Origin of the sequence: Pseudomonas oryzagri, from assembly GCF_020831405.1 — a bacterium.
In the GTDB taxonomy this organism is placed as follows: domain Bacteria; phylum Pseudomonadota; class Gammaproteobacteria; order Pseudomonadales; family Pseudomonadaceae; genus Geopseudomonas; species Geopseudomonas oryzagri.
Window position 1 is genome coordinate 623,667 of record NZ_JAJHPU010000043.1, and the last position, 21,326, is coordinate 644,992.

The 21,326-nt window shown below is 67.2% G+C and carries 17 protein-coding genes and 1 pseudogene; 12 read left to right on the forward strand and 6 right to left on the reverse strand.

Going from position 1 to position 21,326, the window contains the following annotated elements:
* Positions 1 to 234: 234 nt before the first annotated feature.
* The 3 genes from LMJ29_RS19535 (at position 235) to LMJ29_RS19545 (ending at position 4,102) form a co-directional block, all read left to right on the forward strand.
* On the forward strand, positions 235 to 1,482 hold the full coding sequence (locus tag LMJ29_RS19535; protein ID WP_229607182.1) for an MFS transporter: 1,248 nt from the start codon (positions 235 to 237) through the stop codon (positions 1,480 to 1,482).
* 89 nt (positions 1,483 to 1,571) lie between these two features.
* Positions 1,572 to 3,491, forward strand: coding sequence for a molecular chaperone HtpG (gene htpG, locus LMJ29_RS19540; protein ID WP_229607183.1), 1,920 nt, complete (start codon positions 1,572 to 1,574; stop codon positions 3,489 to 3,491).
* Positions 3,492 to 3,637: 146 nt separating this feature from the next.
* Complete coding sequence (locus LMJ29_RS19545) at positions 3,638 to 4,102, forward strand: DUF3859 domain-containing protein (protein ID WP_229607184.1); 465 nt, start codon at positions 3,638 to 3,640, stop codon at positions 4,100 to 4,102.
* A gap of 132 nt (positions 4,103 to 4,234) precedes the next feature.
* Here the strand turns inward: LMJ29_RS19545 and fabB are convergent, their stop codons facing one another.
* The 5 genes from fabB to LMJ29_RS19570 form a co-directional block, all read right to left on the reverse strand.
* Positions 4,235 to 5,455, reverse strand: a complete 1,221-nt coding sequence (gene fabB / locus LMJ29_RS19550) for a beta-ketoacyl-ACP synthase I (protein WP_229607185.1) — start codon at positions 5,453 to 5,455, stop codon at positions 4,235 to 4,237.
* 11 nt (positions 5,456 to 5,466) lie between these two features.
* Positions 5,467 to 5,982, reverse strand: coding sequence for a 3-hydroxyacyl-[acyl-carrier-protein] dehydratase FabA (fabA, locus tag LMJ29_RS19555; protein WP_229607186.1), 516 nt, complete (start codon positions 5,980 to 5,982; stop codon positions 5,467 to 5,469).
* A gap of 205 nt (positions 5,983 to 6,187) precedes the next feature.
* Positions 6,188 to 8,092, reverse strand: a complete 1,905-nt coding sequence (locus tag LMJ29_RS19560) for an ATP-binding protein (protein WP_377655874.1) — start codon at positions 8,090 to 8,092, stop codon at positions 6,188 to 6,190.
* 2 nt (positions 8,093 to 8,094) lie between these two features.
* Positions 8,095 to 8,988: an ABC transporter substrate binding protein gene (locus LMJ29_RS19565; RefSeq protein ID WP_229607188.1), complete on the reverse strand. Its 894-nt coding sequence runs from the start codon at positions 8,986 to 8,988 to the stop codon at positions 8,095 to 8,097.
* A gap of 20 nt (positions 8,989 to 9,008) precedes the next feature.
* Positions 9,009 to 11,192, reverse strand: coding sequence for a TonB-dependent receptor plug domain-containing protein (locus LMJ29_RS19570; RefSeq protein ID WP_229607246.1), 2,184 nt, complete (start codon positions 11,190 to 11,192; stop codon positions 9,009 to 9,011).
* 116 nt (positions 11,193 to 11,308) lie between these two features.
* Between LMJ29_RS19570 and LMJ29_RS19575 the strand changes: the two genes are divergently transcribed.
* The 7 genes and pseudogenes from LMJ29_RS19575 (at position 11,309) to LMJ29_RS19605 (ending at position 17,972) form a co-directional block, all read left to right on the forward strand.
* Positions 11,309 to 12,331 carry an NAD(P)H-dependent glycerol-3-phosphate dehydrogenase gene (locus LMJ29_RS19575; protein ID WP_229607189.1) on the forward strand — a complete coding sequence of 341 codons (1,023 nt, stop codon included), beginning with the start codon at positions 11,309 to 11,311 and terminating at the stop codon, positions 12,329 to 12,331.
* Between the two features lie 12 nt (positions 12,332 to 12,343).
* Positions 12,344 to 12,688, forward strand: a pseudogene (locus LMJ29_RS19580) (DUF4389 domain-containing protein); the annotation flags it as partial.
* A gap of 236 nt (positions 12,689 to 12,924) precedes the next feature.
* Positions 12,925 to 13,392: a phosphohistidine phosphatase SixA gene (sixA, locus tag LMJ29_RS19585; RefSeq protein WP_229607190.1), complete on the forward strand. Its 468-nt coding sequence runs from the start codon at positions 12,925 to 12,927 to the stop codon at positions 13,390 to 13,392.
* A gap of 6 nt (positions 13,393 to 13,398) precedes the next feature.
* A complete protein-coding gene (locus LMJ29_RS19590) occupies positions 13,399 to 14,262 on the forward strand; it encodes an alpha/beta hydrolase (RefSeq protein ID WP_229607191.1) in 864 nt (287 codons plus the stop codon).
* Positions 14,263 to 14,383: 121 nt separating this feature from the next.
* Positions 14,384 to 15,196, forward strand: coding sequence for a DUF4892 domain-containing protein (locus LMJ29_RS19595; RefSeq protein ID WP_229607192.1), 813 nt, complete (start codon positions 14,384 to 14,386; stop codon positions 15,194 to 15,196).
* 64 nt (positions 15,197 to 15,260) lie between these two features.
* Positions 15,261 to 16,331 (forward strand): AI-2E family transporter, encoded by a 1,071-nt coding sequence (locus LMJ29_RS19600; protein ID WP_229607193.1) that lies wholly within the window; start codon positions 15,261 to 15,263, stop codon positions 16,329 to 16,331.
* Between the two features lie 45 nt (positions 16,332 to 16,376).
* Positions 16,377 to 17,972 carry a YdgA family protein gene (locus LMJ29_RS19605; RefSeq protein WP_229607194.1) on the forward strand — a complete coding sequence of 532 codons (1,596 nt, stop codon included), beginning with the start codon at positions 16,377 to 16,379 and terminating at the stop codon, positions 17,970 to 17,972.
* 45 nt (positions 17,973 to 18,017) lie between these two features.
* Here LMJ29_RS19605 and LMJ29_RS19610 read toward each other — a convergent pair whose 3' ends face one another.
* On the reverse strand, positions 18,018 to 19,001 hold the full coding sequence (locus LMJ29_RS19610; protein WP_229607195.1) for a patatin-like phospholipase family protein: 984 nt from the start codon (positions 18,999 to 19,001) through the stop codon (positions 18,018 to 18,020).
* A 187-nt stretch (positions 19,002 to 19,188) separates the two neighbouring features.
* Between LMJ29_RS19610 and selD the strand changes: the two genes are divergently transcribed.
* Together selD and mnmH are read left to right on the forward strand one after the other, a co-directional pair.
* Positions 19,189 to 20,223, forward strand: coding sequence for a selenide, water dikinase SelD (gene selD, locus LMJ29_RS19615; RefSeq protein WP_229607196.1), 1,035 nt, complete (start codon positions 19,189 to 19,191; stop codon positions 20,221 to 20,223).
* Positions 20,223 to 21,323, forward strand: a complete 1,101-nt coding sequence (gene mnmH, locus LMJ29_RS19620; RefSeq protein ID WP_229607197.1) for a tRNA 2-selenouridine(34) synthase MnmH — start codon at positions 20,223 to 20,225, stop codon at positions 21,321 to 21,323. The genes selD and mnmH overlap by 1 nt, the downstream gene beginning before the upstream one ends.
* The last annotated feature ends 3 nt before the right edge of the window (positions 21,324 to 21,326 follow it).

Genomic DNA, 21,326 nt, shown 5'->3' on the forward strand with positions numbered 1-21,326 from the left:
TTGGAGTGGTGCTGCGCAGTAAAGTTCCTTGCGTTGAGGGAATTGTGCGGGCTGCAACTTTGGCCGGGCGATGGCTGCGGATATGATTGCCCGCCCCGAGCCGATACTTCGCCTAAAGGTCTTGTGCATGAGTCACTTGTCGCAGGAGCGCATCGGTCGCTCCCCTGACGCACCGCTCTTCCGGCAGCCGACCGGCAGCCGGCGGATATCTTTCACCCACTGGAGTTCTGTCGAATGGATGCCCTGCTGATCGTCGGCGGCCTGCTGCTGATACTTTGTGGCCTGGTCTGGCTGGTGGCGCGAGCCTTTTCGACGAGTCTGTTGTGGGGTTACGGCAGCTTGTTGCCGCCGCTGACGTTGGCATTCGTCGTGGCGCACTGGCGCCGGGCTGCCAGTCCCGTGCTGTTGCTCGGGATGGGTTTCATTCCCCTGGTGGTTGGCGTGACCATGCTGGCCAACCACAACCCCGAGCGTCTGGCGGCTATCCTCAGTCTGGACTGGCTGGAGCCCCAGCCGAAGATCGACAGCGGGCTGAACATTCAGCTGCTCGGCGAACTCAATGGCGAGCCCTTCGCGCCCAGTCTGGGCGAACTGATCGACGGCACCCTGCTGCTCCGTGAGGGGGACACCTTCACTCATCGCGAACTGACCATCCGCTTGCCAGGCGGCTATCGTGGCGGCGATCTCAGCATCGATGTCCTCCCCGAGGATGTCGCCGACCTGCCGCAAATCGAACTCAAATGGCTGCTGGCCGAGCAGGATCTCCCCGTGACGCGGCTGGTCTCTGGCGGCTACACCCTGCATCTGGATCTGCATGAGGAGGCGCCCAACCTGTTGCGCGGCGATCTCCACCTGGTTTTACCGGCCGGCTACCGCACTTCGCTGACCGGCTCGGTGGAACTGTTCACCAATCGTCTGCGCTATCGCGGCGAGCGCGTCGATACCCGCTACCACTCCCAGGAAACCCTCGCCTGGGTGGTCAGGGACTACCTGCAGCGTAAGCACCGTACCCGGGCGGTCGAACTGCAAGCCATCCCGCCGCTGGATCTCGATGCCCTGCAGCTTGATTTCGAGACGGACGCGCGGATCGCTGGCGTATCCCGGCGCATACCCATCAGTCTGACGCGCAGCGAGGTGCATGGTTGGCGCGTCAAGGGCGACGACGCGCCTGAGTTGCCGCCGCCCAGCGAAGCGGAAGAGGAGCGTACCGTGCCGGTGCCGACCACCATCGTGCGCGGCGAGGAGCGCCCGGTGGATCGGCGCATCGGCTTCTCGCTGCAGCGTCTACTGGATTCGCCCAGCCGCTTCCTCGGCGCCTTGGTGCGTGTGCAGACCGAACGCGGCCGCAGCGCCGAGGGCCGTTTCTCCGGGGTCAATCCAGAGGGGCGTCTGGTGATCCAGCATTCGCTGGGCGGGCAGGGCGAGGCGAATTTCCTCCTGCGCCCCAGTGAAGTGGTGGAGATTCAGCTGCTCGAGCCTTGAGGCCAAGCCCTTGAAATCGCGGAGGAAGTCTCCATATCCATGGCGTTCGCCGCCTAGCGGCCCTGTCATCATCCGTGGAGTTCGCATTCATGAGCGTGGAGACTCGCAAAGAGACCCTGGGTTTTCAGACCGAAGTGAAGCAGTTGCTTCACCTGATGATCCATTCCCTGTATTCGAACAAGGAGATCTTCCTGCGCGAGCTGATCTCCAACGCCTCGGACGCCGCCGACAAGCTGCGTTTCGAGGCGCTGGCCAAGCCAGAGTTGTTCGAGGGCGGTGACCCGCTGAAGATCCGCGTCAGCTTCGACCAGGCAGCGCGTACCGTCACCCTCGAGGACAACGGCATCGGCATGAGCCGCGACGAGGTGATCGCCCACCTCGGCACCATCGCCAAGTCGGGCACCGCCGAATTCCTCAAGAATCTCTCCGGCGATCAGAAGAAGGACTCCCAGCTGATCGGCCAGTTCGGTGTGGGCTTCTACTCGGCGTTCATCGTCGCCGACCAGGTCGACGTCTATACCCGCCGCGCCGGCAGCCCGGCCAACGAGGGTGTGCACTGGAGCTCGAAGGGCGAAGGCGAATTCGACATCGCCACTATCGACAAGGCCGAGCGCGGCACCCGCATCGTCCTGCACTTGAAGAGCGACGAGGCGGAATTCGCCGACGGCTGGCGCCTGCGCAACATCGTCAAGAAGTACTCCGATCATATCGGCCTGCCCATCGAGCTGCCCAAGGAGTCCCTGTCTTCTCTGGAAGGCGATGAGGAGAAGGACAAGCCTGCAGAGATCGAGTGGGAAACCGTCAATCGCGCCAGCGCGCTCTGGACCCGTCCGCGCGGTGAGGTGAAGGACGAGGAGTACCAGGAGTTCTACAAGCACGTCGCCCACGACTTCGAAAACCCGCTGACCTGGAGCCACAACAAGGTCGAGGGCAAGCTCGAGTACACCTCGCTGCTCTACGTGCCTGGCAAGGCGCCGTTCGACCTGTACCATCGCGAGGCGCCCAAGGGCCTCAAGCTTTACGTGCAGCGCGTGTTCATCATGGATCAGGCCGATCAGTTCCTGCCCCTGTATCTGCGCTTCATCAAGGGTGTGGTCGACTCCAACGATCTGTCGCTGAACGTTTCCCGCGAGATACTGCAGAAGGATCCGGTGATCGACTCCATGAAGTCGGCGCTGACCAAGCGTGTCCTCGACACCCTGGAGAAACTGGCCAAGGACAAGCCGGAAGATTACCAGAGCTTCTGGAAGGCCTTCGGTCAGGTACTCAAGGAGGGGCCGGCCGAGGACTTCGCCAATCGCGAGAAGATCGCCGGTCTGCTGCGCTTCGCCTCGACCAACGACGCGTCCGGCGAGCAGAGCGTGTCTCTGGCCGACTACCTCGGCCGCCTGAAGGAAGGGCAGGACAAGATCTACTACCTGACCGGCGAGAGTTACCTGCAGGTCAAGAACAGCCCCCACCTCGAGGTGTTCCGCAAGAAGGGCATCGAGGTATTGCTGCTCACCGACCGCATCGACGAGTGGCTGATGAGCTACCTGCCGGAGTTCGACGGCAAGCAGTTCGTCGATGTCGCCCGTGGCGATCTCGACCTTGGCAAGCTGGACTCCGAGGAGGACAAGAAGGCCCAGGAGGAGGTTGCTAAGGCCAAGGAGGGGTTGCTCGAACGTCTCAAGTCCGCACTCGGCGAGCAGGTCGCCGAGGTGCGTGTGTCGCACCGCCTGACCGATTCGCCGGCGATCCTCGCCATCGGCGAACAGGACCTCGGCCTGCAGATGCGCCAGATACTCGAGGCCAGCGGGCAGAAGGTGCCGGAGTCCAAGCCGGTCTTCGAGATCAATCCGCAGCATCCGCTGATCGAGAAGCTGGATGCCGAGGCCGACGAGCAGCGCTTCGCCGATCTGTCGCACATCCTCTTCGATCAGGCGGCGCTGGCCGCCGGCGACAGCCTCAAGGATCCGGCCGCCTACGTGCAGCGCCTGAACAAGCTGCTGGTCGAACTGTCGGCCTGAGCGGTCGACCTTTAGCCGCAGTGGTTTCGAAGATGCCGCTCGCCCTCCGGGGCGAGCGGCATTTTTGTTGGTCGACGTCGTCCGATCGTCATCGCTTCGTCATGCAAAAGTCATAGGCTCGCGCCATCGCAAACGAGGAGAGCGACATGCGACTGTTCAAGATGGGAGCGCTGGCGGCGCTGGGTCTGGCGTCCGGTCTGGCCGTGGCCGAGGTGCGCGTCGAGGGGCCGGTCGAGTACGGGGTGTTCGAGACGCCGCAGCGCGATGTGCAGCCGGGCGAGCGGGTCTTGCTGCGCAGCAATCAGCAGATCCAGACCGCCACCGAGATTCCGGCCAAGCTGGGTACCAAGTTCGGCCTGCGCTTGAGCCTGAGCGGCAAGCAGGCGGACGACGTGCCGCTGACCCTGTTGTATCTCACGCCCGGGGTGGTTACTCCGGACGGTGAGCGCCACGACCGTTTCGAGGTGATCCAGAAGCTGGCGCCGGATGCGGTCCAGGACGTGATGGCATTCGAATTCAGCGAGCCGCACGAGGTGGTGCCGGGAGAATGGCGCTTCCTGGTGTTCCAGGGCGACCGCAAGCTGGCCGAGCAACGCTTTCAGGTGCGCTGAGCGGCTCCGGGACGATGCCCGGCGTGGGTGCGCCGGGGCTTCGCCTCTCCGGGTGCCCACGGTTGGCAGCGGCGCCGGGCGCAGAAACGACAACGGCACCCGAAGGTGCCGTTGCGGAGGAGCGGGAGCGGCTTACTTGCCGGTCCAGCGCTTCAGTACCAGGGTGGCATTGGTGCCACCGAAGCCGAAGCTGTTGCTCATCACCGTGTTGAGGGTGACGTCCTCGCGGGTCTGGGTGACGATCGGCAGATCGGCCACTTCCGGGTCCAGTTCTTCGACGTTGGCCGAGCCGGCGATGAAGTTGCCTTCCATCATCAGCAGGGTGTAGATCGCTTCCTGCACGCCGGCGGCGCCCAGCGAGTGGCCGGACAGGCTCTTAGTCGAGCTGATGGCCGGAGCCTTGTCGCCGAACACGGTGCGCACGGCCTTGGCTTCGGCGACGTCGCCGACCGGGGTCGAGGTGCCGTGGGTGTTCAGGTAGTCGATCGGGGTGTCGACGGTGGCCAGGGCCTGCTGCATGCAGCGCACCGCGCCTTCGCCGCTCGGCGCGACCATGTCGTAGCCATCGGAGGTGGCACCGTAGCCGACGATCTCGGCGTAGATCTTGGCGCCGCGCTTCAGCGCGTGCTCCAGCTCCTCGACCACCACCATGCCGCCGCCGCCGGCGATCACGAAGCCGTCACGCTTGGCGTCGTAGGCCCGCGAGGCCTGCTCCGGGGTGGCGTTGTACTGGGTGGAGAGGGCGCCCATGGCGTCGAACAGGAAGCTCTGGCTCCAGTGTTCTTCTTCACCGCCACCGGCGAACACGATGTCCTGCTTGCCCAGCTGGATCTGCTCCATGGCATTGCCGATGCAATGGGCGCTGGTGGCGCAGGCCGAGGAGATCGAGTAGTTGACGCCCTTGATCTTGAACGGGGTGGCCAAGCAGGCCGACACGGTGCTGCCCATGGTGCGCGGCACGCGGTACGGGCCGACGCGCTTGACGCCCTTCTCGCGCAGGGTATCCAGGGCTTCCATCTGGTTGAAGGTGGAAGCGCCGCCGGAGCCGGCGATCAGGCCGACGCGCGGGTTGGAGATCTCTTCCTCGGTCAGGCCGGCATCCTTGATCGCCTGCTGCATGGACAGGTAGGCGAAGGCGGCGGCGTCACCCATGAAGCGGTAGACCTTGCGGTCGATCAATGCTTCGAGGTCGAGGTTGACCGAGCCGGAAACCTGGCTGCGCAGACCCATGTCGGCATACGACTGGTTGAAGCGAATGCCGGATTTGCTGGCGCGCAGGTTGGCGGAAACGGTCTCTTTGTCAGTGCCGAGGCAGGACACGATGCCCATCCCGGTGATTACGACGCGACGCATGCGGGTAACCCTTAGAAGCTGTCAGTGGAAGTGAACAGGCCGACGCGCAGGCCTTCGGCACTGTAGATCTCGCGGCCATCGACACTGACGGTGCCGTCGGCGATGCCGAGGATCAGCGTGCGGTTAATGGTACGCTTGATGTGGATGTTGTAGGTAACTTTCTTGGCGGTCGGCAGGACCTGGCCGAAGAATTTCACCTCGCCCGAACCCAGGGCACGGCCGCGGCCGGGATTGCCCTGCCAGCCGAGATAGAAGCCGACCAGCTGCCACATGGCGTCCAGGCCCAGGCAGCCCGGCATCACCGGATCGCCCTCGAAGTGGCAGCCGAAGAACCACAGGTCGGGGTGGATGTCGAGCTCGGCCACGATTTCGCCTTTGCCGTACTTGCCGCCGGTTTCGCTGATGTGAGCGATGCGATCGATCATCAGCATATTGGGGGCGGGCAGTTGCGCGTTACCCGGGCCGAACAGTTCACCGCGGCTGCAGCTGAGCAGTTCTTCCCGAGTGAAGGCGTTTTGTTTGGTCATGCGAGCTCCTCGACGGTCCCTGAGCGCAGGGGGCAGATCTTTTCTGGCCTCGCCCCTCCCGGTGGGAGCGCGGCAATGGTCTGGTTATAGACTATGGCCAGTTGATGAAAGTCACAGACCGACGGGGCGCACCCGGCAACGAATGCCGCCAGCCACGACTGTGCGGATGCAAGGGTGCCGTATTTCGCGCTTTTGCGCCAGCCGTCTATGGTCGGTTCTGTACCCAGCGCTGCAGGATCGCCCTCAGATCCGAGCGTTTGAAGGGCTTGGCCAGATAGTCGTTCATGCCGGCCGCGAGACATGCCTCGCGGTCACCCTGCAGGGCGTTGGCGGTCAGGGCGATGATCGGCACATGACGGTTCGGTCCGCTGCCGCCGCGGATTTGCCGGGTGGCGCTGAGACCGTCGAGGTCGGGCAACCGGCAGTCCATCAACACGGCCGCGAAGGGCTGCTCGTCCAGCGCCTGCAGCGCCTTCAGGGCGTTGCTGACCAACTGGACGTTGAAGCCCAGGCTGCGCAGGATCGCCTCGATTACCGTCTGGTTGACCGGATTGTCCTCCACCAGCAGCACCGTATGGCCGCCGCCTTGCTCCAGCTCGTCGAGCAGCAGGGCCTGTTCGCCCTCCTGGCAGTAGCGCCAGGGTAGCGGCAGCTCGAGGGAGAAGGTCGAGCCACTGCCCACGACGCTCTCGACATGCAGGCCGCCGCCCATGCGTTCGGCCAGGGTGCGGGCGATCGACAGGCCCAGGCCGGTGCCCCCGTAGCGCCGCGAGGTGGAAGTGTCGGCCTGCTCGAAGGCATCGAACATGTGCTGCAGGCGCTCGGAAGGGATGCCGATGCCGGTGTCCTGCACGGCGATGGTCAGCCAGAGCATCTGCTGCTGGTCGAGCACCTTCCAGCGGGTGGTCACGCTGACGTGGCCTTCCTCGGTGAATTTCAGTGCGTTGCCGATCAGGTTGACCAGGATCTGCCGCAGGCGGGTGGGGTCGCCGCGCACCTCGAGGTTCTCCAGCCCCGCCTGGGTGTCGAGCAGCAGCTGCAGACCGCGCTGCTGGGCGCCGGGACGGAAGACCTGCACCGAGCTGGCGATCAACTCGTGGATGCGGAACGGAATGTTCTCCAGCTCCAGCGAACCGCGCTCGATGCGCGAGAAATCGAGGATGTCGTTGATCACCTTGAGCAGGTGCTCGGTGGATTCGGTGGCCAGGGCCGTGTACTCGGACTGCTCGCTGGTCTGCTCGGTGGTTTCCAGCAGCTGCAGCATGCCCAGTACGCCATTCATCGGGGTACGCAACTCATGGCTCATCATCGCCAGGAAGTCCGACTTGGCGCGGTTGGCTTTCTCGGCTTCCTCGCGGGCCGCCACCAACTGGGCGATGCTGCGCTGCTGGTCGGCCTGGGCCTGTTCGAGGCCCGCGGCCAGGTGGTTGATGTGGCGCGCCAGATCGCCGATCTCGCTGCTGTCGTTGACCGGCAGCTTGGTGTGGTAGTCGCCGCCCTGGATGGCTTCCACCGCCTTGCCCATCTTGCGGATCGGCTGCGACAGGCTGCGCGCCAGGCGGTAGGCGAGCAGCAGGGTGAAGGCCAGCGCGATTAATACCAGCGTGGCGGCGCGCAGCAGGATCTGCGTCTGGCGCTGGCGGAAGGCCTCGTCGCTCATGCCGACCACCACCTGGCCGATCTCGTCCTCGGCATCGCCGACCTGCACTTGCGGCGGGTTGAGCAGGAAGGTGGTATCGAGCTTGATCCGCTGGCGCAGGATGGGGGCCACGAACACCTCGACCTGGGCATCGCCGCCGCTGTGCGGGCGCTCGACATAGGCCAGGGTCAGCCGCTCGCGGTCGCGCACCTCGATGAAGCGCACGTGCGGGTTGTTCAGGCTGGCGCGCAGCAGACCATCGAGGATCGGGGTGTTACCGGCAATCACCCCGTACTCGGCGGCCGGTGCCAGCTGGTTGGCGATCAGTTGGCCGGTCTGGGTCAGCTCCTTGTGCAGGTCCTGCAGGCGGGCATAGGTAAGGTAGCCAGTGAGCAGCAGGGTCAGCAGCAGGGCCGGGCCGAGGCTCATGGCCAGGGTCCGGGTGCGGATGTCGCTATGGCGCCAGCGCAGCATCATCGGCGTTGCTCCCATTCGAGAAGACTGCGGGCCTGATCGCGGTCGTCGCCGGCCTCGATGCCCAGCGAGCGGGCGACCTGCGGGTTGCCGAGCACCTTGAAGGCGCTCGGGTAGGCCTCGCGTGGCCACTCTTGTGGCGGCCGCGACAGCAGCCGGTCGAGCTCGTCGAGCCAGTCCTGCTGGTCGCTGAAGGTGCTGCTCAGACTGCCGGCGCGGATGAAGGCGGCCGTCGGGCCGATCAGTGCAAGGCGACGGCTATAGCTGGCCAGCAGCACGCCTTTGATGGTGGCGGAGTTGTATAGCGCAGGATCGTCGAGGCCGAGCACCACGTCGCTTTCCTCGAGCATGCGGTTGAGCGTCCGGCTGTCCTGGGGATCGGGCCAGTACCAGGCCCTCAGCGCCAGCCCCTGGGCAGCGGCCTGCTGGCGGATTTCCCGGACCAGGAAGCGGCTGGCGTTGCTGTAGACCAGGCCGACGCGGCGGGCCTGCGGCAGCAGTTGGCGGATCAGCTGCAGCTGGCGGGCCGGCGGCGGATCGCTCCACAGCAGGGTGAGGCGCGGCGGGTGATGGCCACTCAGGCGGCGATAAGCCTGCACCCGGCTGATCTGCAGGACCAGGGTCGGCGGGCCGCCTGCGCTGGTGAGGCGCCAGGGGAGGGTATCGGCGCCGAGCAGAATCAGCCGACTGTCGGCGGGCAGGGCGGTCGGCGCAGGCAACTGGGCGACCGTCAGGAAGCGCACCTGGTCCTGCGGGCGCCGTCCGGCCAGTTCGGCGACGAAGCGCTGGAGGGCCGGGCTGTCCTGGCTGGCGGCGACCAGGACCTCCGTTGCATGGGCGTGCGGGCTGGCGGCCAGCATGCAGAGCAGCAGGCGTACGGCCAGATTTCTCATCCTTGAGAGAGTCGGCATGATCAGAATTCGAGCTCGGCGGTAACCCAGAAAACCTGGCGCTCATCGTAGTTGTTGTCAGACCAGCCCAGCGGCTCGTCGTCCAGACGTTGCTGCAGGACGCCCGCCAGTTCCATCTGGCTGCTGCCGAGCGGTAGACGCTTGGCCAGGCGCAGGTCGAGGCGCTCGAAGCGGTAGCTGTTGAGCGCATCGGCACCGTAGTAGATCAGCGAACTCGACCAGTCCCGTCCCCAGTCGCGCAGCCAGGCGGCGGAGCCGCTATGGCGCGGGCTCACCCTCTCATCCTTGGGATGCGAGGCATCCAGCTGGATGTAGGCGTAGCTCAGGCGCAGGCGATCCGTGGCGCTCAGCTGCCAGTCCGCTTCGCCTTCCGCACCCCGCAGGTGCAGGCTATTGTCGTTGGTTGGCATGAACTCTTCGAGGGTGAGCGTCTCGCTGATCAGGTCATTGATCTTGTCATCGAACAGTTTGACGTCCAGGCGCAGGCCCAGTTCGGCGAAGTGGCCGTTGTAGCCCAGTTCGCGGGAGCGGATATGCTCCTGTTCGAGATCGTCGCTGCCCTGGGCGTGGGCGAAATACCAGGCCTCGCTGCGGCCCAGGGCGGCGGGGCGCAGGTCGCGCACCCGGTAGCTCCATTGCGCATCGTTTTCGAACATGTCCGGCGAGCGTACGGCCTCGGAATACACGGCACGCAGGCTGTGTGCCGGGGTGAACAGGTAGTTGAGGGCCAGGCGCGGCGACAGCGATTCGCCGGCGCTGCTGTCGTGCTCGAGCATGGCACCGCCCTGCAGCAGCCAATGGCGGTCGAGGTGCCATTCGAACTGGCCGAAGGCGCGGCCGATGTCCTTGTCCAGCGTGCCGCCGAGGTGGGTTTCGCTGTCACCCTCGTCGTGGCGATAGCTCAGGCCGCTGACCAGGCGCAGGCCGTCGGACAGGCTGATGGTGTCCTGCAGCTCCAGGTCGAAGCGGTTTTCGCGGGTGTCCTCGTTGATCAGGCCGCAGCTGTGGGCGAGTGTGCCGGTGGCCGGGTCGACGGTGGCCAGGACCTGGCCGATCACCTGGCCGGCCAGGGCCTCCTGTTCCGCGCTGCCTTCGGGCGCCGTGAGGATACCTTGGCGCAGGTTGCGCCCCAGCAACTGCACGTAGCGGGGCGACAGCGACCAGAGCTGATACAGCTGCGGACTGAAGGCGATCTGCCCTTCGCAGGCGCGCCATTCGCGCAGCCGTTCCCAGTGCTGCAGCGAGCCTTGCACATAGAGGCGGTGATCGGGATTGCGTTCCAGGTTCCAGCGCAGGCTGGTGGCATAGTCGCGGGCGCGGACGTCCGCCTCGTCGTCCTGCTCCCAGGGCTCGAAGCTGATCGGGAAGGCCGCGCGCTCGTAGCTGGTGGGCGCCTGGTTGGTGCCTTCCTTGAGGGCCAGTTGCCAGTCCAGCGACTGACTGGGGTCCAGCTCCTGCTGCACGCGCAGGTTGAGACGGTTGAGGCGGCGATCGTCGCGGGCGTCCCGGCCCTCACTGTCGTGATCGAAGCCGTCGTCCTCCCAGCCGGACAGCGACAGGCGCAGGTCCCCGCTGCTCCAGCCCTCGCCCTGGCTGGCGTACCAGTCGGCGATGCCGCGCTCGCCGCGGGTGACCTTGAGGCGGGTGCCGGGGGTGTCGTGCGGCAGGCGGGTGATGATGTTGATCACCGCCATCAGCGCATTGGCGCCATAGCTGACCGTGTTCGGGCCACGGAATACCTCGATGCGCTCGATATCCTCGATGGCGACCGGGATGTCGCTCCAGTCGACCCGCGCGAAGCCCGGGTGGTAGACCGAACGGCCGTCCACCAGCACCTGCAGGCGGCGGGCCTGGGCGGCGTTGCTGCCATGGTAGTTGACCGTGGTCAGGTTGCCATCGGACACCACCAGCATGCCCGGCACCAGGCGCAGCAGTTCGGCGAGGTCGCGGGCGCCGCTGGCGCGGATCAGCGCGCGGTCGAGCACGCTGACGCTGCCCGGCACCTCGGCGGGCGACTGTTGCAGGCGCGTGGCGGTGAGAACCTGGGGCAGGTCGGCCGCATCGACGAACAGGTCGTCGGCCGGTACTTCCGTGGTGGCCAGCAGGCCGAGATAGAGCGCCAGCGAGGCGCGCAAGGGGGGGGACACGAGCTCCGTCTCCAATCCAGCGTATTTGCCGGCGCGCATGTTACCCGAGAGCAGGCGTTCCGCCAGCACGAACGGATCACACCAGGCTGGCCGACCGCCGGTCGCCTCGTATAATGCGAGGATTGCCGCAAGAAGCGGCGCGCTATGGACTCATCATGACTGAGCAGCAACCCATTGCCGTGCTCGGCGGCGGCAGCTTCGGTACCGCCCTGGCCAACCTGCTGGCGGAGAACGGCCAGCGCGTGTTCCTGTGGATGCGTGATGCGGCGCAGGCCGAGGCCATCCGTACCAACCGCGAGAACCCGCGCTACCTGAAGGGCATCAAGGTCCACCCGGCGGTCGAGCCGGTCACCGACCTGGCCGCCACCCTGCAGGCCTGCGAGCTGGTGTTCGTGGTCCTGCCGTCCTCGGCCCTGCGCGCCGCCCTGCAACCGGTGGCGGGCCTGCTCGCCGGCAAGCTGCTGGTCAGCACCACCAAGGGTATCGAGGCGGACAGCTTCAAGCTGATGAGCCAGATCCTCGAGGAAATCGCCCCGCAGGCGCGTATCGGCGTGCTGTCCGGGCCGAACCTGGCGCGCGAGATCGCCGAGCACGCACTGACCGCCACGGTGATCGCCAGCGAGGACGAGGAGCTCTGCCAGCGCGTGCAGCAGGCCCTGCACGGGCGCACCTTCCGCGTCTACGCCAGCCGCGACCGCTTCGGCGTCGAACTGGGCGGTGCGCTGAAGAACGTCTACGCCATCATGTCCGGCATGGCCGCGGCGCTGGGCATGGGCGAGAACACCAAGAGCATGCTGATCACCCGCGCGCTGGCCGAGATGACCCGCTTCGCCGTGAAGATGGGCGCCAATCCGATGACCTTCCTCGGTCTGGCCGGGGTCGGCGACCTGATCGTCACCTGTTCGTCGCCGAAGAGTCGCAACTATCAGGTCGGCTTCGCCCTGGGCCAGGGTCTGAGCCTGGAAACCGCGGTCGAGCGCCTGGGCGAGGTGGCCGAAGGGGTCAACACCATTCGCGTACTCAAGGCCCGTGCCGATCAGCTCGGTGTTTACATGCCGCTGGTCGCCGGTCTGCATGCCATACTTTTCGAAGGCCGTACCCTCGAGCAGGTGATCGGCCTGTTGATGTCGGGGGAGCCGAAGACCGATGTCGATTTCATTGCTGCCGGCGACTTCTAGGGAGAGCGTTGCATGTCCGAGAACAAACAGAGCTGTGAGAACCTGGCCTTGCGAGTGCTGTGGATGGCGCTCTTCGTGCTCGTCTGGAGGGTCGCCGAGCTGGTGTTGTTGGCGGTGGTGGTGGTGCAGCTGATCTATCGACTGTTCAAGGGGCGGCCGCACCTGGATGTGATGAATTTCGGCGATAGCCTGAGCCAGTACCTGGCGCAGATCGGCCGCTTCGGCAGCTTCCACAGCGACGAGAAACCCTGGCCGTTCGCCGACTGGCCGACGCCGCGCGAACCGCAAGGGGAGTGCGTGATAGTGGTGACCCCCGCCGACGTGCGCATGCCGGAGCCGGAAGCGCCCCGTGACGAGTCAGCGGTAGCCGAGGCGTCGTCCGCGCCGCGCAGCCAAAGCGCACCCGCGACGCCGGCCGATGTGGATGTGCAGCCCGCCGGCGAAGTGTCGCCCGAGGTCGCCCAGCCCCCGCAGGTCGAGCCTCGACCCGAAACTGGCCCGGACGACATTCTTCCCACGGAGCCCACCGAGCCCACCGAACCTACGAAGCCCACAGAGCCAACGGAGCCCAAGGAGCCCAAGGAGCCCAAGGCGTGAGGCTGTGGCTGCTGCGCCATGGCCAGGCCGGCCCCTACGTGCGCAGCGGTGACCATCTGCGCGAACTGACCGAGCACGGCCGGCGGGAGGCTCTGCATGCCGCCGGCCATCTGCTCGGCGAGGATCTGGATGCCATCCTGGTCAGTCCCTACGTACGCGCCCGACAAACCGCCGACCTGGTGCACGAGGCGCTGGGCGGCGGCGCGAAGCTGATCACCGTGGATGGCGTCACTCCCGACGACGACCCGCGCGAGGCCCTGCGCATGCTGGCCGGACGTCGCGAGGGCAAGCTGCTGGTGGTCAGCCACCAGCCGTTGATCGGCATGCTGGCGGGCCTTCTGGTGTATGGCCATCTGCAGACCCCGCTGCCGTTCAATACCGCGACCCTGGCTTTGCTCGAGGGCGAAATGCCGCTCGCCGGGCTGATGGATCTGCGCGCCCTGCACCATCCTCCGGCGCACTGATCCGCGATGACGGTCGAGATCGAGGAAGTCCGTTTCAATCTGCCGCACATCGAACTGGCCGCCCACCTCTATGGCCCCGCGGACGGCCAGCCGGTGCTCGCGCTGCACGGCTGGCTGGACAATTCGATGAGCTTCGCCCGCCTGGCCCCCCGCTTGCCCGGCCTGCGCATCGTCGCCCTCGACTTCGCCGGCCATGGCCACTCCGGCCATCGCCCGGCGGGTGCCGCTTACCAACTGTGGGACTACGCGCTGGATACCCTGCTGGTGGCCGAGGAGCTGGGCTGGCAGCGCTTCGCCCTGCTCGGTCACTCGCTCGGGGCCATCGTCGCCATGCTGCTGGCGGCTGCGCTGCCCGAGCGGGTGAGCCGGCTGGCGCTGATCGACGGCCTGTTCCCGCTGACCCACGAGCCCGAGCTGGCCCCGGCCAAGCTGGGCGAGGCGCTGACCGCGCAGCTCGGCCTGCGCAACAAGCGCAAGCCGATCTACGCCAGCGTCGAGCGGGCGGTGGAAGCGCGCCTGCGCGGCGGCTATCCGCTCAGTCGCGAGGCGGCCGAGCTGCTCGCCCGTCGCGGTCTGGTGCCCCACGCCGGCGGCTACACCTGGCGTAGCGACCCACGCCTGACCCTGCCTTCGCCGCTGCGCCTGAGTCCGGCCCAGGCCGAGGCCTTCGTCCGCGCGCTGCGCTGCCCGGCCAGCCTGGTGCTGGCCGAGGAGGGCCTGCCGCTGCGCCATCCGCAGTGGATGGCCCTGCTGGAGACTCTGCCGATCACCCTCCATCGCCTGCCCGGCGGCCATCACCTGCACCTGGACGACGAGGCTGGGGCCGCCGCGGTTGCCGATTGCTTCAAAGCCCTGTTCGCTGCGCCTTGACTTGCCTCCGACAACTGCCGAGGCTGGACGCCAATGCACGGAGATTTTGCATGACCGAGTTGTCCCGCGCGCCAGCCCGCACGTTGCATCCCCCCGCTATCCGCCTGACGAAGCGCGCTTCATGAAGCGCATCGCGCCCCTGTTGGCGGGCCTGCTCGCCGTCGTCCTGGTGCCGGTGCGCGCCGAGGTGGCCGGCAGCCAAGACCTCGACATCCTGCCGCGCTTTCCCCGCGCCGAGATCGTCGACTATCGCGTCCAGGACAACGCCGAGCGCCTTTATCCGCAGAGCGCCCTGCGGCGCATCAGTGGCCGCCTGCGGGTGGACGCCGAGATCGACGCGGTCGGTCGCCTGACCGCGCTGACCTACGAACTGCCGGAAGGCCATGGCAGCGGCGAGGCCTTCGCCCAGGCGCGCGTCGCCCTGCTCGGCCAAGGCGCCCAGCCGCTGCACTGGTGCGAGGGGCGCGAATGCGGCGCCAGCAGCCTTTGGGCCAACGAGGTATTCGGCAATTCTCGTCTGTACGGGCCGGACGAGCAGCAGGCCTACCTGCTGCTGCAGCTCGCCGCGCCGCGCCAGAACAGCCTGCTGGCCCTCTATGCGGTCACCCGCGGCACGCGTCGCGCCTATCTGCACGTCGAACTGCTGGACGCCGGTGCTCCGCTGGGCGAGCACCTGCCCAATGCCGAAACCCTGCTGCATCAGCTCAAGCAGGTCGGTGAGCTGCAGCTCGCGCAGCTGCCGGCCGCGCCCGGCGATCCCTGGCTGGCGCTGCTGGCCAAGCTGCTGCGCCTGGATACCGGCCTGCGCCTGCAGCTCAGCGGCGCGGCGGCGCCCGCCTGGCGCGAGGCGTTGATCGACCGCGGCACCCGCGCCGCCCGCCTGGAAAGCACCGCCGACACGGCGCCGGGCCTGCGCGTGGAGTGGCTGCGCTGATGTCCGTGAAGAAGATTTCAGTGGCGGCGGTAGCGACCGCCGCCTGGTTGCAAGGAATGATCCGATGATCGAGCACGACCGTTTGCTGGTGCAGATTCTGATGCTGGGCTTGCTCGGTGCCTGTCTGTGGGTGTTGGCGCCGTTCTGGTCGGCGCTGTTCTGGGCGGCGGTGCTGGCATTCGCCAGCTGGCCGCTGATGCGTGGCCTGACCCACCTGCTGGGCGGCCGGGTGGCCACGGCGGCCGGCATCCTCACCCTCGGCTGGATGCTGCTGGTGGCGGTGCCGCTGACCTGGCTCGGCTTCAACCTGGCCGACCGCGTTCGCAACGCCATGGCCCTGCTGCGCGACCTGCAGGTCGAAGGCCTGCCGCCGCCGCCGGACTGGCTGGGCCAGGTGCCGGTGTTCGGCGCGCAACTGAAGCAGCTGTGGACTGCCGTGGATGTGCAGGGCGCCGCGCTGTTCGCCACCCTCAAGCCGTACATGGGCGAGGTCGGCAACTGGCTCTTGGCGCGCAGCGCGCAGATCGGTGGCGGGGTGCTCGAACTGGTGCTGAGCCTAGTGCTGGTGTTCTTCTTCTACCGCGATGGCCCGCGTCTGGCCGAATATGCGCACCGCCTGCTGGAGCGCCTGATGGAAGGGCGTGCCGACCACTATCTCGAATTGATCGCCGGCACCGTGCAGCGCGTGGTCAACGGCGTGATCGGCACCGCGGCGGCGCAGGCGGTGCTGGCGCTGATCGGCTTCCTCATCGCCGGCGTGCCGGGCGCGCTGGTGCTGGGCATCCTCACCTTCGTCCTCAGCCTGATTCCCATGGGGCCGCCGCTGGCATGGATTCCCGCCAGCGCCTGGCTGTTCTGGCAGGGCCACTACGGCATGGGCCTGTTCCTCGCCGTCTGGGGCCTGGTGGTCATCAGCGGCGTGGACAACGTGCTCAAGCCCTACCTGATCAGCCGCGGTGGCAACCTGCCCCTGGTGGTGGTTCTGCTCGGCGTGTTCGGCGGTATCCTGGCCTTCGGTTTCATGGGCCTGTTCCTCGGCCCGACCCTGCTGGCGGTGGCCTACAACCTGATCGGCGACTGGATGGCCAACCAGCCGCGGCGGCATTCGTCGCCGCCGCCGGCGGACGCGGGCTGAATTTCCGGCCGGCGCCTTTCCCTCTCACTCAACGGAAGAGTTCATATGCACAAGACAGGAATTGCCCTGGGTCTGCTGGTTGCCGCCGGAGCGGCGGCCACCCTCGCGCCCTGGTATACCGGCACCCAGCTGGAGGGCACGTTGCAGGCCGCGATCAGCCGCGGCAACGAGCAGTTGCGCAACGCGCTGCCCGGAGCCAACGCCCGCCTGGAGCTGGTGTCCCTGGAGCGGGGCGTCTTCTCCAGCACCGCCCGTTACCGGGTCGACCTCGGCCAGGCGTTGGGCGAGGAGGTCGGGCCGGTCGAGCTGCTGTTCACCGATCGCATCGAACATGGCCCGCTGCCGCTGTCGCGCCTGAAAGCGCTCGACCTGCAGCCGGTGATGGCGCTGAGCACCTTCAACCTCGAGCGTAGCGACAGCGTCCTGCCCTGGTTCGCCGGCGCGGGCGAGACGGCGCCGCTGAGCGGTGCCCTGGCCATCGGCTACGACAACCGCGTCAACGGCCGCGTCAGCCTGCATCCCCTCGAATTCGCCTCCGACGAAGGTCGTCTGCGCTTCTCGGGCATCGACCTGAACCTGACGCTCGGCGCGCAGGCCGAGTCCGTGCACGTCGCCGGCGGCATGGACAACCTGAGCCTCGACTTCACCGGCGACGCGGGGGCGGTGCAGGTCCGCCTCGACAAGCTGGACCTCACCAGCGACTACCGCCTCGGCCCCTCGGGCTACTACGTCGGCGGCAGCCGCTCGGAGCTGCGCGAGGCGCGGGTGGAGGCCGTCGGCAAGCCGCCGCTGCTCATGCAGCAGTTGGTGCTGACCGACCGGGTCGACGAGCAGGGCGGACGGCTTTCCGGCAGCTTCGACTACGACGTCGGCAGCCTCAGTTATGACGGCAAGCCGCTGGGTTCGGCCGGTTTCGGGATGACCTTGGGCAACCTGGACGTGGCCGCGGTGCAGCAGCTGGAAGGCTGGTACCGCGAATTCATGGCCCGCCTGGAGGCGCCGCAGACGACCGAGTTCGCGCTGACCGCCGACGATGAGGAGCGTCTGCGCCAGGGGCTCGAAGCGCTGCTCGCCGGCAAGCCCAGTGTGTCGCTGGACCGTCTGTCGCTGAAGACCGCTGGCGGCGAGAGCCGCTTCAACCTCAAGCTCGATTTCGCCAAGCCCGCGTCCTACGAGCTGCCGCCGGCCGAGCTGGCCCGTCAGCTCGTCGCCAGGCTGGACGCGCGTCTGGTGCTGGCCAAGCCGACGATCCGCGACCTGATCAGCTATCAGGCCTCCCTCGAGCCGGCTGCCGATCCGGCGGCGGTCGCCCAGCAGGCCTCGGAGGCCGCGGAAATGGCCGGGATGATGGCGACCTCCATGCAGGTGGGGCGCGTGGAAGGCGACAACATCGTCACCAGCCTGAGCTATGCCGACGGCAAGGTCGACTTCAACGGCCAGGTCATGCCGGCCGAGGAGTTCGCCGGTCTGCTGATGGCCATGGTGCCGCCCGAGGCGCTGGGCATGCTGTCGGGGGCGGCCGCGGCGGGCGAAATGTCCGGCCTTGGCGAGGCGCCGGCCGACCTGGGCGAGCTCGTCGAGCCGGTGGACGAGTCCGCCAGCGAGATGGAGCAGGCGCTGGAAAGCACCACCGAGGAGTGACGCGGGCGGCGGCGGGGGGCGGTGCGAGCCTCCCGCCGCCTTGCCTCAGTCGTGGTGCCGTTCGTACTTGTCCAGCGAGTCGCCGGTGATCTGCCGGCCGAGGGCGATCAGCTCCGGTGCCTTGTAGAACTCGAAGAAGCGGCACACCCGCTTCGGCACGTTGATCAGGATGTCCGGCGGATAGCCGGCGATCTTGTACTGGCCCAGCGAGTTCTGCATCACCTCGATGCTCTGGTTGATCATCTCCAGCACGCTGGCCGGCGCCTCGTTCTCCACCACGTGCAGGTGGCTGGCCTTGGTCGCGACGACGCCGCGGGTCGAGCCGGCCGCTTCCAGATCCACAGAGCCATCGAGCAGGGCGGGCAGCTCGCTGTCCTCGCGGTGGCGGAACGGCAGGCGCGAGCCCAGCGCGCCGATCAACTGGTCGAGGCGGCTCTTCAGCGCCTGCGGCCGCTCGATCACCGGCAGCTCGTACTGCACCTGGTTGCTGGAGTTGACGTTGACCGCGACGATCAGGTCGCAACGGCTGGCCACCACCGGGACGATCGGGATCGGGTTGAGCAACCCGCCGTCGACCAGCACCCGCGAGCCCTGCACCACCGGGGTGAACAGGCTGGGGATCGCCGCCGAGGCGCGCATCGCCTGGTGCAGGCAGCCCTCCTGGAACCAGACTTCCTGCTGGTTGGTCAGGTCGGTGGCCACCGCGGTGTAGGGGATCGGCAGGTCCTCGATGTTGATCTCGCCGAGAAACCTGCGAATCCGCCCGAATACCCGCTCGCCGCGGATCGCGCCCAGCGAGAAGCTGACGTCGAGCAGGCGCAGCAGGTCCAGGTAGTCCAGGGTTTCCACCCAATCGCGGTATTCGGGCAGCTTGCCTGCCGCGTAGATGCCTCCGATCACCGCGCCCATCGAGCTGCCGGCGATGCAGCCGATCTCGTAGCCGCGCGCTTCCAGCTCCTCGATCACACCGATATGCGCATAACCACGGGCGCCGCCCGAGCCCAGTACCAGCGCGACAGTTTTGCCCATGATGGATTCCCCCTGCAAAAGTGGCCGAAGTGTCCGCTACAGGCTCCCCGGCCGGGTATCGCGGCTGTGTATGTGCGTATCCTCCACGGCCATGGATTGAGTATGGACCCCGCCGGCCGGGCCGTGGGTGTTACCCCATGCCCTTTGCTAGAATCGGCGGCTTCGAGAATGACCCCGGAGTGCCTCCATGAGCGAACCGATCCGCCTCACCCAGTACAGCCACGGCGCCGGCTGTGGCTGCAAGATTTCCCCCAAGGTGCTGGAAGTGATCCTCGCCGGCAGCGGTGCGCAGAACCTCGATCCGAAACTGTGGGTCGGCAACGCCTCGCGCGACGACGCGGCGGTGTACGCCATCGACGAGGAGCGCGGGGTGGTTTCCACCACCGACTTTTTCATGCCTATCGTCGACGATCCCTTCGACTTTGGCCGCATCGCCGCCACCAACGCGATCAGCGACATCTACGCCATGGGCGGCGACCCGCTGATGGCCATCGCCATCCTCGGCTGGCCGGTCAACGTGCTGGCGCCGGAGGTGGCCCGTGAGGTGATCCGGGGTGGCCGTTCGGTGTGCGACGAGGCGGGTATCCCGCTGGCCGGCGGCCACTCCATCGACGCGCCCGAGCCGATCTTCGGCCTGGCGGTCACCGGCATCGTCGCCAAGCGCTTCATGAAGCGCAACGACACCGCCACCGCGGGCTGCAAGCTGTACCTGTCCAAGCCGCTGGGCATCGGCATCCTCACCACCGCCGAGAAGAAGGGCAAGCTGCGCGCCGAGGACGTGGGCGTGGCCCGTGACTGGATGTGTACCCTGAACAAGCCCGGCGCGCGCTTCGGCAAGCTGGAGCAGGTTCGGGCGATGACCGACGTCACCGGCTTCGGCCTGCTCGGCCACCTGGTGGAGATGGCCGACGGCAGCGGCCTGACCGCGCGCATCGACTATGCCGCGGTGCCGCGCATCGAAGGCGTCGATCACTACCTGGACCAGGGCTGCGTGCCTGGCGGCACCCTGCGCAACTTCGACAGCTACGGCGACAAGATCGCCCCGCTGCCGGAGGTGCAGAAGCTGCTGCTCTGCGACCCGCAGACCAGCGGCGGCCTGCTGCTCGCCGTGGAGCCCGAGGGCGAGGCCGAGTTCCTCGCCGTCGCCGCCGAACTGGGCCTCGCGCTGGCGCCGATCGGCGAACTGGTGGCCCGACAGAGCTACGCGGTAGAGGTGCTCTGATGCGTCCCAACAGTGCCCATTACCGCGACATCTTCCTCGCCGACGTGCCGATGATGGACGTGCGCGCCCCGGTGGAATACACCAAGGGTGCCTTCCCCAACACGGTCAACCTGCCGCTGATGAACGACATCGAGCGCCAGAAGGTCGGCACCAGCTACAAGCAGCACGGCCAGGCGGCCGCCATCGAACTGGGCCACCAGCTGGTGCGCGGCCCGCTCAAGGCCGAGCGCATCGAGGCCTGGGCCGCCTTCGCCCGCGCCAACCCCGACGGCTACCTGTATTGCTTCCGCGGCGGCCTGCGCTCGCAGATCACCCAGCAGTGGCTCAAGGACGAGGCCGGCATCGACTACCCGCGGGTGATCGGCGGCTACAAGGCGCTGCGCAACTTCCTGATCGACACCACCGACGCCGCGGTCGCCGAGTGCGACTTCGTGATCGTCGGCGGCATGACAGGCACCGGCAAGACCGAGGTGCTCGCCCAGCTCGACAACGCCGTCGACCTGGAAAGGCACGCCAACCATCGCGGTTCCAGCTTCGGCAAGCACGCCACCGGCCAGCCCGGGCAGATCGACTTCGAGAACCTGCTGGCCATCGACCTGCTGAAGAAGCGCGCTGCCGGCATGCAGTCCTTCGTCCTCGAGGACGAGAGCCGGCTGATCGGCAGCTGCTCGCTGCCGCTGCCGCTGCACCAGGGCATGCAGGAGTACCCGCTGGTGTGGCTGGAGGACAGCCTGGAAGGGCGCGTCGAGCGCATCCTCGGCGACTACGTGATCGACCTGTCCGCCGAGTTCGTCGCCCTGCACGGCGAGGAGCAGGGCCTGGCGGCCTTCGCCGAACGTCTGCAGCAGAGCCTCAGGAACATCGTCAGACGCCTGGGCGGCGAGCGCTACCAGCGCCTGGCGGCGATCATGGACGCGGCGCTGGCCGAACAGCAGCGCAGCGGTGCGGTCGACCTGCACCGCGGCTGGATCGAGGGCCTGCTCGGCGAATACTACGACCCGATGTACGCCTACCAACGCGAGAGCAAGGCGGTGCGCATCGAGTTCAGCGGCGACCAGCGGGCGGTGGTCGAGTACCTGCGCCAGCGCGCGCGGCGCTGAGGT

Coding starts and splice junctions, on each gene's coding strand:
- LMJ29_RS19535 (WP_229607182.1), top strand. CDS start 235: ATGGATGCCCTGCTGATCGTCGGCGGCCTGCTGCTGATACTTTGTGGC.
- htpG (WP_229607183.1), top strand. CDS start 1,572: ATGAGCGTGGAGACTCGCAAAGAGACCCTGGGTTTTCAGACCGAAGTG.
- LMJ29_RS19545 (WP_229607184.1), top strand. CDS start 3,638: ATGCGACTGTTCAAGATGGGAGCGCTGGCGGCGCTGGGTCTGGCGTCC.
- fabB (WP_229607185.1), bottom strand. CDS start 5,455: ATGCGTCGCGTCGTAATCACCGGGATGGGCATCGTGTCCTGCCTCGGC.
- fabA (WP_229607186.1), bottom strand. CDS start 5,982: ATGACCAAACAAAACGCCTTCACTCGGGAAGAACTGCTCAGCTGCAGC.
- LMJ29_RS19565 (WP_229607188.1), bottom strand. CDS start 8,988: ATGAGAAATCTGGCCGTACGCCTGCTGCTCTGCATGCTGGCCGCCAGC.
- LMJ29_RS19570 (WP_229607246.1), bottom strand. CDS start 11,192: ATGCGCGCCGGCAAATACGCTGGATTGGAGACGGAGCTCGTGTCCCCC.
- LMJ29_RS19575 (WP_229607189.1), top strand. CDS start 11,309: ATGACTGAGCAGCAACCCATTGCCGTGCTCGGCGGCGGCAGCTTCGGT.
- LMJ29_RS19590 (WP_229607191.1), top strand. CDS start 13,399: ATGACGGTCGAGATCGAGGAAGTCCGTTTCAATCTGCCGCACATCGAA.
- LMJ29_RS19595 (WP_229607192.1), top strand. CDS start 14,384: ATGAAGCGCATCGCGCCCCTGTTGGCGGGCCTGCTCGCCGTCGTCCTG.
- LMJ29_RS19600 (WP_229607193.1), top strand. CDS start 15,261: ATGATCGAGCACGACCGTTTGCTGGTGCAGATTCTGATGCTGGGCTTG.
- LMJ29_RS19605 (WP_229607194.1), top strand. CDS start 16,377: ATGCACAAGACAGGAATTGCCCTGGGTCTGCTGGTTGCCGCCGGAGCG.
- LMJ29_RS19610 (WP_229607195.1), bottom strand. CDS start 19,001: ATGGGCAAAACTGTCGCGCTGGTACTGGGCTCGGGCGGCGCCCGTGGT.
- selD (WP_229607196.1), top strand. CDS start 19,189: ATGAGCGAACCGATCCGCCTCACCCAGTACAGCCACGGCGCCGGCTGT.
- mnmH (WP_229607197.1), top strand. CDS start 20,223: ATGCGTCCCAACAGTGCCCATTACCGCGACATCTTCCTCGCCGACGTG.